Source organism: Streptomyces sp. NP-1717 (assembly GCF_022695985.1).
Lineage (GTDB): Bacteria > Actinomycetota > Actinomycetes > Streptomycetales > Streptomycetaceae > Streptomyces.
Genome location: NZ_JAAPBF010000220.1, coordinates 1 through 12,089, shown reverse-complemented (window position 1 = coordinate 12,089; position 12,089 = coordinate 1). Strand labels below are relative to the sequence as shown.

General features: G+C 69.0%; 8 protein-coding genes and 1 pseudogene. 5 read left to right on the top strand and 4 right to left on the bottom strand.

Translation table 11 applies throughout. The annotated features are described in order from the left end of the window. The 3 genes and pseudogenes from GXP76_RS29510 to GXP76_RS29500 all read left to right on the top strand — a co-directional run. Positions 1 to 159, top strand: a pseudogene (locus tag GXP76_RS29510) (xylose isomerase); the annotation flags it as partial. Beyond that, complete coding sequence (locus GXP76_RS29505; protein WP_242574678.1) at positions 156 to 1,577, top strand: alkaline phosphatase family protein; 1,422 nt, start codon at positions 156 to 158, stop codon at positions 1,575 to 1,577. The pseudogene GXP76_RS29510 and the gene GXP76_RS29505, both read left to right, overlap by 4 nt. 17 nt (positions 1,578 to 1,594) lie before the next feature. Beyond that, entirely contained in the window at positions 1,595 to 2,680 is a 1,086-nt protein-coding gene (locus GXP76_RS29500) for a sugar phosphate isomerase/epimerase (protein ID WP_242574677.1), read from the top strand. Between the two features lie 66 nt (positions 2,681 to 2,746). Here the strand turns inward: GXP76_RS29500 and GXP76_RS29495 are convergent, their stop codons facing one another. The 4 genes from GXP76_RS29495 to GXP76_RS29480 all read right to left on the bottom strand — a co-directional run bounded on the left by GXP76_RS29495 (position 2,747) and on the right by GXP76_RS29480 (position 9,522). Further along, complete coding sequence (locus GXP76_RS29495) at positions 2,747 to 4,135, bottom strand: OFA family MFS transporter (protein ID WP_242574676.1); 1,389 nt, start codon at positions 4,133 to 4,135, stop codon at positions 2,747 to 2,749. Between the two features lie 274 nt (positions 4,136 to 4,409). Then, positions 4,410 to 6,509, bottom strand: a complete 2,100-nt coding sequence (locus GXP76_RS29490; RefSeq protein WP_374363051.1) for an acetate--CoA ligase family protein — start codon at positions 6,507 to 6,509, stop codon at positions 4,410 to 4,412. 47 nt (positions 6,510 to 6,556) lie between these two features. Further along, positions 6,557 to 7,828 carry a formyl-CoA transferase gene (frc, locus tag GXP76_RS29485; protein WP_242574674.1) on the bottom strand — a complete coding sequence of 424 codons (1,272 nt, stop codon included), beginning with the start codon at positions 7,826 to 7,828 and terminating at the stop codon, positions 6,557 to 6,559. 11 nt (positions 7,829 to 7,839) lie between these two features. Then, positions 7,840 to 9,522 carry a thiamine pyrophosphate-binding protein gene (locus GXP76_RS29480; RefSeq protein ID WP_242574673.1) on the bottom strand — a complete coding sequence of 561 codons (1,683 nt, stop codon included), beginning with the start codon at positions 9,520 to 9,522 and terminating at the stop codon, positions 7,840 to 7,842. 181 nt (positions 9,523 to 9,703) lie between these two features. Here GXP76_RS29480 and sucC point away from each other — a divergent pair, with 181 nt between their 5' ends. After that, positions 9,704 to 10,837: an ADP-forming succinate--CoA ligase subunit beta gene (sucC, locus tag GXP76_RS29475; protein ID WP_242574672.1), complete on the top strand. Its 1,134-nt coding sequence runs from the start codon at positions 9,704 to 9,706 to the stop codon at positions 10,835 to 10,837. 50 nt (positions 10,838 to 10,887) lie between these two features. Further along, the gene (gene sucD, locus GXP76_RS29470) at positions 10,888 to 11,775 is read left to right on the top strand and encodes a succinate--CoA ligase subunit alpha (RefSeq protein WP_242574671.1); all 888 of its coding nucleotides are present in this window, start codon (positions 10,888 to 10,890) and stop codon (positions 11,773 to 11,775) included. Positions 11,776 to 12,089: the final 314 nt, after the last annotated feature.

The following is a 12,089-nucleotide window of genomic DNA, read 5'->3' as shown; positions in this document are numbered from 1 at the left end:
CCGCTGACCCGCCACCTGGAGGTCGAGACGTACACGTGGCAGGCGCTCCCGCCCGAACTGCGCCCCCGCTCACGCGGACGGCTCGCCGAGGGCATCGCCGCCGAACTCACGCTGGCCCGCGACCTCCTGGTCGACCTGGGTCTCAAGGAGCTGCCGTGACCGCCGAACCCACGTCCGGGCCGACCGCCGAGCCGGCCGCGACGAGCCCCACACCCCTGCTGGTCCTGGACGTGGTCGGACTCACGCCCCAGCTCCTCGCGTACATGCCCAATCTCCAGAAGCTGGCCGCCCGGGGCTCGCAGGGCCCGCTGACCACCGTGCTGCCCGCCGTCACGTGCAGCGCCCAGTCCACCTTCCTCACCGGCACCCTGCCGTCCGAGCACGGCATCGTCGGCAACGGCTGGTACTTCCGCGAGCTCGGCGACGTACTGCTGTGGCGCCAGCACAACGGACTGGTCTCCGGGGACAAGCTCTGGGACGCCGCCCGCCGCGCCCACCCCGGCTACACCGTCGCCAACATCTGCTGGTGGTACGCGATGGGCGCCGACACCGACTACACGGTCACACCCCGCCCCGTGTACTACGCGGACGGCCGCAAGGAACCCGACTGCTACACCCGGCCCCCGGCGCTGCACGACGAACTGCACGACAAACTCGGCACGTTCCCCCTCTTCCACTTCTGGGGCCCCGGCGCCGACCTCGTCTCCTCGCAGTGGATCATCGACGCCACCCGGCACATCATCGACACCCGCCGCCCCGACCTGGCGCTGTGCTACCTGCCGCACCTGGACTACGACCTCCAGCGCTACGGCCCCGACGACCCCCGCTCCCACCAGGCGGCACGCGAACTCGACGCGGCGATGGGCCCGTTGCTGGACGACGCGCGCGCCGAAGGCCGCACCGTCGTCGCGCTGTCCGAGTACGGCATCACCAACGTCTCCCGGCCCGTCGACATCAACCGGGCCCTGCGCCGCGCCGGCCTCCTGGAGGTCCACACCCAGGACGGCATGGAGTACCTGGACCCGATGGCGTCACGCGCCTTCGCCGTCTCCGACCACCAGATCTCGCACATCTACGTGCGCCGCCCCGAGGACCTGGAAGCGACCCGCGAGGCGCTCAAGGACCTCAAGGGCATCGAGGAGATCCTCGACGAGCAGGGCAAGAAGAACTACGGCCTGGACCACCCGCGCTCCGGCGAACTGGTCGCCGTCGCCGAACCGGACGCCTGGTTCACGTACTACTACTGGCTCGACGACGCCAAGGCCCCCGACTTCGCCCAGCTCGTCGAGATCCACCGCAAACCCGGGTACGACCCCGTCGAGCTGTTCATGGACCCCCTCGACCCGTACGTGAAGGTCAAGGCGGCCAAGGCCATCGCCCGCAAGAAGCTCGGCATGCGCTACCGGCTCGCCGTCGTCCCCCTGGACCCCTCACCGATCCGCGGCAGCCACGGCCGCCTCCCGCTGAGCGACGACGAAGGTCCGCTCATCCTCTGCTCCACCCCCGAAGCCGTCACCGGCCGCACCGAGGCCACCGACGTGAAATCCCTGCTCCTCAATCTGGCAGGACTGCACTGACCTAAGGAGTTCCACGCATGAGCCGCAAGAAGTCAGTCGACCCGGAGCTCGCAGCCAAGCTCAGCCGGCGCAACATGCTGGGTGTGGCCGCGGGTGCCGGTGCCGCCGCCGCCCTCGGCCTCGCGGCGGCCACCCCCGCCGCCGCGACAGCCCGACAGGACGGTCGCGGTCACGGCCACGGTCACGGCCACGGTCACGGCCACGGCCACGGCAAGGGCGAGCCCGTCCTCACCCCGGGCCACCTCGGCATCCAGCTCTACTCGCTGCGTGACAAGGTCAACTCGCTCGGCTTCGCCAAGGTCTTCGAGGAGCTGGAGCGCTTCGGCTACGACGAGATCGAGTTCGCGGGCTACAGCCAGGGCAGCGCCGGCGCCATCACCATCCCCCAGCTGCGCAAGCTGGCCAGGAACCACGGTCTGCGCCCGATCGGCAGTCACGTCAACTACGCCGACGACAACAACCCCGACGCGTACAGCTTCGCCCAGAACCTGGAGAAGGTCCTGGACGACGCCCAGGCGATGGGCCTCAAGCACATCGGCACCGCGTCGGGCCCCTGGCGGCACGGCGACACCGTCGACGCCTGGAAGCGGGCGGCCGAGGACTTCAACACCTACGGCGCCGCAGCGCGCAAGCGCGGCATGAAGTTCTACCAGCACAACCACGCCGAGGAGTTCTCCTTCGCCAGCGACCAGCCGGGCGTCCGCCTCTACGACGTCCTGCTCGCGGAGACCGACCCCAAGCTGGTCTATCTGGAGATGGACATCTACTGGGCGTTCGCCGCCAAGCACCGCTTCAGCCAGACGGGCGACGGCAGGCCCGCGCCCTTCGACCCGCTGAGCTACGTGCTCAAGCAGCCCGACCGCTACCCCCTCTTCCACGTCAAGGACGGCGTGAAGAACGAGGAGGCGCGCGACGGTTACGACATGGTCGACGTCGGTGACGGCGACATCGACTACAAGAAGTTCATCTCGGCCGTGAACAAGACCCACAACGGCCGCAGGGACCACCACTGGCAGGCCGAGCACGACAACCCGGTCGACTCGATCCTGTTCGCCGAGAAGTCGGCCGACCACCTGCACTCGCTGCGGGAGCGGCGCCACTGACCGGGTCGCCCCGGGAGGACCCTCAGGAGAACAGCGAAACGGCCCGGGGCCACACGTGTCGCGGAATCATTCCCCGTCGCGGCTGATGGGCGCCGGGTTGGCCTTGATCAGACCGCCCTTCGGCCGTCCGGGCTGATGCAGGAACAGTGCCACGAAACCGGCGAACAGCGAGATGGAACCGGCGAGCACGAAGGCACCGCTGTAGCCCCAGGCGCCGACCACCACGGCACCCATGCCGGAGCCGAGCAGACCCGACACGAGCTTGGAGCTGTAGACCATGCCGTAGTTGGAGGCGTTGTTGTTCTCACCGAAGTAGTCCGCGGTCATGGCCGCGAACATCGGGAAGATCGCGCCGCCGCCGAAGCCGGAGATGCTGGAGAACACGAGGAACAACGGCAGGTTCTCGATGTTGCCGGACCACAGGATGCCGTACTGCGAAAGACCCAGGACGATACAGACGAAGATCAGGCACTGCTTGCGTCCGTAGCGGTCCGAGAGCCAGCCGATGACACCGCGGCCGGTGCCGTTGACGATGGCCTTCAGGGACATCGCGGTCGCCACGATGCCTCCCGTGAAGCCGGCCTCGTCACCGAACGGCACCTGGAAGGCGATACCGAAGATGTTCACGCCCGAGGTGCACAGCAGGCAGAACCACATGACCGGGACGACGCGTGTCTGCCACGCCTCCTTGGGGGTGTACTGCTTCACGGCCGGCGGGTTCTTCTCCAGGGCACGCCGTGCGCGCTTGTCGTCCGGCTTGCGCAGCGGGTCGATCTCCTCGGGCCACCAGTTCTTCGGCGGGTCCTTGAAGAAGTAACCGGCGACGGCGACCACGGCGGCCAGGAACAGACCCACCGAGACGAGAACCCACTTGAAGTTCGTCACGTCCATGTAGCCGGTGAACAGGAAGACGAACGGCACCGAACCGTAGGCGAAACCGCCGTTGACGAAGCCGGTCTTGCCTCCCTTGCGCTCCGGATACCACTTGCCGACCATGTTGACGCAGGTCGCGTAGACCATGCCGGCGCCCGCGCCGCTGAACATGCCGAACCCGATGTACGCCACGATCACGTGCGGCGCGTACGCGAGGGACACATAGCCGAGCAGGGTGCCGAGCGCGCCCAGCATCATCGCCCAGCGGGCGGGGAGCTTGCCGGACTCACGCAGCTTGCCCGCGGGGAAGGCCACGCCGCCCTGGAAGAGCACCCAGATACCGAGCATCCAGAAGATGTGCGCACTGTTCCAGCTGTGCGCGATGTGCAGTGTGTCCTCGGCCGAAGCGAACGCGTACTCCGCCGAGGAGATGCCCATCATGCCGACCCAGGGCAGGATGACCATCCACTTGCGCTTGCGTCCCATGATGTCGACATCGGACTCGCCGAGCCGGTACATGCGCCCGTTGGCGTCCGTCACCTCCCTGTAGGGGACGGGTGCGGAGATGTTTGTCGTTGTCATTCGATCGAACCCCTTGCGTCGAAGAAGTCAGGCCAGCGCCCCCTGTCCGTTCTCTTCGTGCGGGGGGCCTGCGATGAGCGGAATCCACAGGCCCCCTGGGTCGCACCGTCAGGTCATCCGGTGCCTCCCCACAGCTCCGCGGCTCCGCCGGACCACGGGTGTCCGGCCGCTGTCCGGTCCCTCACAGCAGCCCCGCCGCCCGCGCCCAGCGGGCTGTGTCGCCCCGGGGGGCAACCCCCGGCCCCCCGGCCGGTGTCCGGCCGCTGACCGTTCCTCACAGCAGCCCCGCCGCCCGCGCCCAGCGGTACTTCGCTCCGAGCACCTCGACCGGCTTCTCCGTGGTGTACGGGTACGCCACGACGCCCCGTTCGTAGAGGTACTGGCACGCGGCCTCCACCTCGACGTCGCCCGCGAGCGACGCCACCACCGGCTTCTCGATGCCGCGCTCCCTGAACTCGGCCACCACCCGCGCCGTCAGTTCGGCGAAGACCATCGGCGGGGTGACGATCGTGTGCCAGTAGCCCAGGACCAGGGAGTGGATCCGGGGATCCTCAAGACCCAGCCGGATCGTGGCCTCGTACGTCGACGGAGGTTCGCCGCCGGTGATGTCCACCGGGTTGCCCGCCGCCCCGAAGGGCGGGATGAAGGCGCGGAACGCCTCGTCCAGGTCCGGCGGAATCTCCATCAGGGACAGGCCGTTGTCGACGATCGCGTCCGACAGCAGCACACCCGATCCGCCGGCGCCCGTGATGATCACGACGTTGTCGCCCTTGGGGGTGGGGAGTACGGGCAGCCCCCGCGCGTACTCCAGCATGTCGCTCAGCCCCGGAGCCCTGATGACACCGGACTGCCGCAGGATGTCCTCGTACACCGCGTCGTCGCCCGCGAGGGCACCCGTGTGCGAGCCCGCCGCCTTCGCGCCGGCCGCCGTACGGCCTGCCTTGAGGACCACCACCGGCTTCTTGGGGACGGTCGCGCGCGCCGCCTCCACGAAGGCGCGGCCGTCCTTCAGGTCCTCCAGGTGCATCGCGATGCAGTCGGTGTTGTCGTCCTCACCGAACCAGGTCAGCAGGTCGTCCTCGTCGAGGTCCGACTTGTTGCCGAGCCCGACGATCGCCGACACACCCGTCCTGGTGGTCCTCGCGAAGCCGAGGATCGCCATCCCGATGCCGCCGGACTGCGAGGTCAGCGCCACGCCGCCCTTGACGTCGTACGGGGTGCAGAACGTGGCGCAGAGGTCCTGCCAGGTGGAGTAGTACCCGTAGATGTTCGGCCCGAGCAGCCGGATCCCGTTCTCCTCGGCGATCGTCACGATCTCCTGCTGGAGTTCGTCCTCACCGGTCTCCGCGAAACCGGAGGGGATCAGCACCGCGTTGGGGATGTTCTTGCGTCCCACCTCGCCCAGCGCACCGGCTACGAACTTCGCGGGGATCGCGAATATCGCCACGTCAGGCTCACCGGGAACATCCATCACGCTCTTGTACGCCTTACGGCCGAGTATGTCATCGGCTTTGGGGTTCACCGGATAGATCTCGCCCGCGAAACCCCCGTCGATGAGGTTGCGCATGACCGAATTGCCGATCTTGCCATCCTCGTTGGAGGCACCGATCACCGCGACCGAACGCGGCTCCATGAGCCGGCGCATGGAGACCAGGATCTCCTCGCGCGAGTAGCGGCGCCGCGCGACCGGAGCCTCGTCCGTCAGCAGGATCCGTACGTCCGCCGCCATGACCCCGCTCGCCGAGGCGAAGACCGGGTTGAGGTCCACCTCCGCGATGCCGGGGAAGTCGGCCGCCAACTGCGAGACCCTGACCACGAGATCGGCCAGCGCGTCCCGGTCCACCGCCGCGCCGCCCCGTACCCCGCGCAGGATCTCGGCGGCCCGGATGCCGTCCAGCATCGACAGCGCGTCGTCCTTGGTGGCCGGCGCCAGCCGGAAGGTGACGTCCTTCAGCACCTCCACCAGGACACCGCCGAGGCCGAATGCCACGACCTTGCCGAACGTCGGGTCGGTGACCGTGCCGATCAGGATCTCGGTTCCCGCGGGCACCATCTGCTGCACCTGGACGCCGAGGATCCGCGCCTTCGGGTCGTACGCCCGCGCGTTGGAGACGATCGTGGTGAACGCGGCGCGCACCTCGGCCGCCGAGGCGACGCCGATCTGTACACCACCGGCGTCCGTCTTGTGCAGGATCTCCGGCGAGACGATCTTCATCGCCACCGGGAACCCGAGCCGCGCCGCCACGGCGACGGCGTCGTCGGCCGACTCCGCGAGCGCCTCACCGGGTGTCGGGATGCCGTAGGCGTCCGTGACGGCCTTGCCCTCGGGGGCGGTGAGTGAGGTACGCCCCTGTGCCAGGGCGGCCTCGATGATGGCCCCGACGGCATCCTTGTCGGGCTTGAACGCACTGCTGTCCGCCACTAGATGACTCCGTTCGTCTTCAACAGGCGCAGTTCCTCGTCGCCGAGACCCAGCTCGCCGACGTACACCTCCGCGTTGTGCTCACCGAGCAGCGGGGATGAGGTGATCCGGACGGGGGAGTCGGAGAGCTTCAGCGGGCTCCCGACCGTGGTGAAGGTCCCGCGCTGCGGATGCGCGACCTCGACGACCATGTCGTTGGCCGCCAGCGACGAGTCCTCGATGATCTCCTTGGTGGAGAGGATCGGGCCGCACGGGATGTTGTGGGCGTTGAGCTTCTCCAGCACCTCCCACTTGGGAAGGGTCGAGGACCACTCCTCGATGAGCTGGAACATCTTGCCCAGCTTGGTGAGCCGGGCCTCGGGGGTCGCCCACTCGGGGTCCTCGGCCAGTTCGGGCCGGCCGATGAGCTCGCTGACGGGCTTCCAGCCGACCGGCTGCACGATCACGTACACGTAGTCGTTGGGGCCGCCCGGCGAGCACTTGACCGCCCAGCCCGGCTGACCGCCGCCGCTGGCGTTGCCCGAGCGCGGGACCTCGTCGCCGAAGTCCTCGTTCGGGTACTCGGCCAACGGGCCGTGCGCCAGGCGCTGCTGGTCGCGGAGCTTGACCCGGCAGAGGTTGAGCACGGCGTGCTGCATCGCGACGTTCACCCGCTGCCCGCGCCCGGTGGCGGTGCGCTGGTAGAGCGCGGCCAGGATGGCGGCCACCGCGTGCATGCCGGTGCCGGAGTCGCCGATCTGCGAGCCGGTGGCCAGCGGTGGCCCGTCCTCGAAGCCGGTGGTCGACATGGAGCCGCCCATGGCCTGCGCGACGACCTCGTACGCCTTGAAGTTGGTGTACGGGCCCTCGCCGAAGCCCTTGATCGAGGCGTACACGATCCTCGGGTTGATCTCCTGGATCTTCTCCCAGGTGAATCCCATCCGGTCGACCGCGCCGGGGCCGAAGTTCTCGACCATCACGTCGGAGCGGCGGATGAGTTCGGTGAGGATCTCCTTGCCGCGCTCGGTCTTGGTGTTGAGCGTGACGCTGCGCTTGTTGCAGTTGAGCATCGTGAAGTACAGCGAGTCGACATCGGGGATGTCGCGCAGCTGCTTACGGGTGATGTCCCCCGTCGGTGCCTCCACCTTCACCACGTCCGCGCCGAGCCAGGCGAGGATCTGGGTGGCCGAGGGGCCGGACTGCACATGAGTCATGTCGAGGACACGGACACCGCTCAGTGCCTGGGGGTTCGTGTCGGGGGAGTTCTCCGGGGCTACTGGAGCCTGGGTCATCATGGCCTCCCTTACTTGTACATGGTCTGGTTCATGGTTCCGGGGGCGTACGCGTCGGGGTCGACCCAGACGTTGATCAGCGAGGGCAGTCCGGACTCACGGGCCCGCTGGAGCGCGGGCGCGATCTCGGCCGGGTCGCGGACCTCTTCGCCGTAACCGCCCAGCATCTGGGCGAACTTGTCGTAGTGGACGTCGCCGAGGGTGTTGCCGATCCGCTCGCGCTCGTCGCCGTACTTGGCCTTCTGGCCGTAACGGATCTGGTTCATCGACGAGTTGTTGCCGATGATGCCGACGAACGGCAGGTTGTAGCGGACCAGCGTCTCGAAGTCCCAGCCCGTCAGGGAGAAGGCCCCGTCGCCGAAGAGGGCCACGACCTCCTTGTCGGGCCGTGCCTTCTTCGCCGCGAGGACGAAGGGGACGCCGACTCCGAGCGTGCCGAGCGGGCCCGGGTCCATCCAGTGGCCGGGCGACTTGGGCTGGACGACCTGACCGGAGAAGGTGACGATGTCGCCGCCGTCGCCGATGTAGATCGAGTCCTCGGTGAGGAAGTCGTTGATCTCGCTGACCAGGCGGTAGGGGTGGATCGGCGAGCTGTCCTTGCGCAGGTTCGGCAGCCGCTTCTCGATCGCGGTCTGCTCGGCGGCCCGCAACTCCTCCAGCCACGCCTTGCGCTTGACGGAGCCGCCGTTGATCCGGCCGCTCGCCGCCTCGGTGACCGACTTCAGGACGAGGCCGGCGTCGCCGACGATGCCGAGGTCGATGTCGCGGTTCTTGCCGACCGTCCGGTAGTCGAGGTCGATCTGGACGACCGTGGCGTCCGGCGAGAGCCGCTTGCCGTACCCCATCCGGAAGTCGAAGGGGGTGCCGACGATGATGATGAGGTCGGCGTTGGTGAAGGCGTAGCGCCGGGAGAGCTGGAAGTGGTGCGGGTCGCCCGGAGGCAGTGTGCCTCGCCCCGCGCCGTTCATGTAGGCCGGTACGTTCAGCGTCCGTACCAGCTCGATGGCGTCGTCCGTGGCCCGAGTCGTCCACACCTGGCTGCCGAGGAGGATCGCCGGCTTCTCGGCGTGGACCAGCAGGTCGGCGAGCTTCTCGATGGCCGCGGGGTCACCGGGCGAACGGGTCGAGGCCCGGTACTGGCCGGCCTTGGGCACGCGTGCTTTGTCAGCCGGGACCTTCGCGTCGAGGACATCGCGCGGAATCTCCAGGAAGGACGGGCCGGGAGCGCCGTTGTAGCACTCACGGAAAGCCATGGAGACCATGTCGGCCGCGCGGGCCGTGTCGGGGACGGTCGCCGCGAACTTGGTGATCGGCGTCATCATGTCCACGTGCGGCAGGTCCTGGAGCGAACCCATCTTGTGCTGGGTGAGCGCGCCCTGGCCGCCGATGAGCAGCATGGGTGACTCGGCACGGAACGCGTTGGCGACACCGGTCACGGCGTCGGTCGTGCCCGGTCCGGCGGTGACGACGGCGCAGCCGGGCTTGCCGGTGATGCGCGCGTAACCGTCGGCCGCGTGGGCGGCGACCTGCTCGTGGCGTACGTCGACGACTTCGATGCCCTCGTCGACGCAGCCGTCGTAGATGTCGATGATGTGGCCGCCGCAGAGGGTGTAGATGACCTCGACACCTTCTGCCTTGAGTGCCTTGGCGACCAGATGACCACCGGAGATGAGTTCCTGGCTGTCGTCGGGCATGAGGTTGTCCTGTCCCTTCGTAGGGGAGCTCGGGGGGCTCTTGGGGGTGCTCCCGAGTGCTCCCGCGATGGATTGCATACAGTCGACGAATACTGTATGAAGCTTGTTATCCCGCATCCGGTGGGTGGTGTCCAGGGGGCGTGCGGCACTTTCATTCCTTTCTGTTGCAGTGGGAGCCGGCATGGATCTGTACGAGCACCAAGCCAGGGACCTGTTCGCGGAGTACGGCATCGCCGTGCCGGAGGCCGAAACAGTCGAGTTCGCCAGGGAGGCCGCGCTCGCGGCGGAACGGCTCGGCGGCCGGGTCGTCGTCAAGGCACAGGTGAAGACCGGAGGCCGGGGCAAGGCCGGCGGGGTGAAGCTCGCGGCCGATCCGGCCGCGGCGGAACTGACCGCCCGCCAGATCCTCGGGATGGACATCAAGGGCCACGTCGTCCGGACGGTGATGCTGGCCCAACCGGTGGACATCGAGACCGAGTTCTACGTCAGCTACGTGCTCGACCGCGCCGCGGGGACCTTCCTCGCGATCGCGTCCGCCGAGGGCGGCATGGACATCGAGGAGGTGGCCGCCACCCGCCCCGAGGCGGTGGCACGGATCCCCGTCGACCCGGCCGAGGGCGTCACCGCGGCCAAGGCCGCGGAGATCGCGGCGGCGGCGTCGCTGCCACCGGAGACCGCACCCGTACTCGAATCGCTCTGGCAGGTCCTGATCAGGGAGGACGCCCTGCTCGTCGAGGTCAACCCCCTCGTCAGGACCGCGGACGGCCGCATCCTCGCCCTCGACGGAAAGGTGACCCTGGACGACAACGCCCGGTTCCGCCAGAGCCGTTGGGGCGACGAACAGCAGGACCCGGGCGCCGACCCGCTGGAGGCGGCGGCGGCCGCCAAGGGCCTCAACTACGTGAAGCTCGACGGTGAGGTCGGCATCATCGGCAACGGCGCGGGGCTCGTCATGTCGACCCTCGACGTCGTCGCCGGCTGCGGCGCCCGCCCCGCCAACTTCCTCGACATCGGGGGCGGCGCCTCGGCCCAGGTCATGGCCGACGGACTCTCCGTCATCCTGTCCGACCCCGACGTGAAATCCGTGTTCGTCAACGTCTTCGGCGGGATCACCGCCTGCGACGCCGTCGCCGACGGCATCGTCCAGGCCCTGGAGACCGTCCGGTTGACCAAACCGCTCGTCGTACGCCTCGACGGCAACAACGCCGCCCGGGGCCGCGCGATCCTCGCCGACCGCGCGCATCCGCTCGTGGAGCAGGTCACGACCATGGACGGCGCCGCGCGCCAGTCCGCCGTACTCGCGAACGCCGGATAGCACCGGACAGCCACGGACAACGCGGACAACGGAGAAGAGGGAGAAGAGACATGGCGATTTTCCTGACCAAGGAGAGCAAGGTCCTCGTCCAGGGCATGACCGGTGCCGAGGGCATGAAGCACACCCGCCGGATGCTGGAGGCCGGCACCGACGTCGTCGGCGGGGTCAACCCGCGCAAGGCCGGCAAGAGCGTCGACTTCGACGGCCGGGCGGTCCCCGTCTTCGGCTCCGTGGCCGACGGCATCGCGGCGACCGGCGCGGACGTCACCGTCGTCTTCGTACCGCCGCCGTTCGCCAAGGCCGCGGTCATGGAGGCGGTCGACGCGGGCATCGGCCTCGCCGTCGTCATCACCGAGGGGATCCCCGTCCACGACGCGGTCGTCTTCCAGGCGTACGCCGAGAAGAGCGACACCCGGATCATCGGGCCGAACTGTCCCGGGCTCATCAGCCCCGGACAGTCCAACGCCGGCATCATTCCGGCCGACATCGCCACCAAGCCCGGCAGGATCGGGCTCGTCTCCAAGTCGGGCACGCTGACGTACCAGTTGATGTACGAGCTGCGCGAGATCGGCTTCTCTTCGGCGGTCGGCATCGGGGGCGACCCCGTCGTCGGCACGACGCACATCGACTGCCTCGCCGCCTTCGAGGCCGACCCGGACACCGAACTCATCGTCCTCATCGGCGAGATCGGCGGCGACGCGGAGGAGCGCGCCGCGGCGTACATCGCCGACCACGTGACCAAACCGGTCGTCGGCTACATCGCCGGCTTCACCGCGCCCGAGGGCAAGACGATGGGCCACGCCGGAGCGATCGTCTCCGGCTCGTCGGGCACCGCGGAGGCGAAGAAGAAGGCGCTCGAAGCGGTCGGCGTACGCGTCGGCTCGACGCCCTCGGAGACGGCGCGTCTGGTGCTCGACCGCATGGCGATCACGGCCTGACCCGACGCCGGGCCGTTCCCGGGGAGTGACCGGACGGACACGTCCCGACTCCCCGCCGGGGGCGGGAGGAGCCTCCCGCGCCCGGCCGCCGACCGTGCCTGTTCCGTGGCACCCGGCCACGGGACCTGCCGGGGCTCGGCCCGTCGGGCGGTTCGGTTCCGTTCCCGGTGGCGGGACGGTGCTCTTCCGTCCACGGTGGCCGTACGGACCGCGACCGGCCGTCCGGCGGCCACGACCTGTCCCGTCCCGTCCTGCGGTCGGGGACGAACCGGCCGCCGGGCGGGCCCGGCGACAACCGCACGCACCGCGCCACC

What these genes read in the sequence shown, in the direction of transcription:
- frc (WP_242574674.1), bottom strand. Translation starts at nt 7,828, where the DNA reads ATGACCCAGGCTCCAGTAGCCCCGGAGAACTCCCCCGACACGAACCCC.
- GXP76_RS29495 (WP_242574676.1), bottom strand. Translation starts at nt 4,135, where the DNA reads ATGACAACGACAAACATCTCCGCACCCGTCCCCTACAGGGAGGTGACG.
- GXP76_RS29500 (WP_242574677.1), top strand. Translation starts at nt 1,595, where the DNA reads ATGAGCCGCAAGAAGTCAGTCGACCCGGAGCTCGCAGCCAAGCTCAGC.
- sucC (WP_242574672.1), top strand. Translation starts at nt 9,704, where the DNA reads ATGGATCTGTACGAGCACCAAGCCAGGGACCTGTTCGCGGAGTACGGC.
- sucD (WP_242574671.1), top strand. Translation starts at nt 10,888, where the DNA reads ATGGCGATTTTCCTGACCAAGGAGAGCAAGGTCCTCGTCCAGGGCATG.
- GXP76_RS29480 (WP_242574673.1), bottom strand. Translation starts at nt 9,522, where the DNA reads ATGCCCGACGACAGCCAGGAACTCATCTCCGGTGGTCATCTGGTCGCC.